The organism is Paenibacillus sp. SER-28 (genome assembly GCF_052906305.1).
Window position 1 is genome coordinate 1 of sequence record NZ_JBRECM010000058.1, and the last position, 288, is coordinate 288.

General features: G+C 56.2%; 2 tRNA genes and 1 rRNA gene. All 3 read right to left on the reverse strand.

Annotation, left to right across the window (positions count from 1 at the left end):
- Position 1: 1 nt before the first annotated feature.
- Positions 2-77 (reverse strand) — tRNA-Ala (locus tag ACUYLD_RS25590).
- A 22-nt stretch (positions 78-99) separates the two neighbouring features.
- Positions 100-176 (reverse strand) — tRNA-Ile (locus tag ACUYLD_RS25595).
- 36 nt (positions 177-212) lie between these two features.
- Positions 213-288 (reverse strand): 5S ribosomal RNA (gene rrf, locus ACUYLD_RS25600); the annotation flags it as partial.

Genomic DNA, 288 nt, shown 5'->3' on the forward strand with positions numbered 1-288 from the left:
TTGGTGGAGCCAAGCGGGATCGAACCGCTGACCTCCTGCGTGCAAGGCAGGCGCTCTCCCAGCTGAGCTATGGCCCCAATCTTTTTGTTATTCTGGAAGTGGTGGGCCTTAGTGGACTCGAACCACCGACCTCACCCTTATCAGGGGTGCGCTCTAACCAGCTGAGCTAAAGGCCCTAACATGCAAAACTTCATTATCCTTTGAAGGATATCGCTTGGCGACGTCCTACTCTCCCAGGACCCTGCGGTCCAAGTACCATCGGCGCTGGAGGGCTTAACGGTCGTGTTC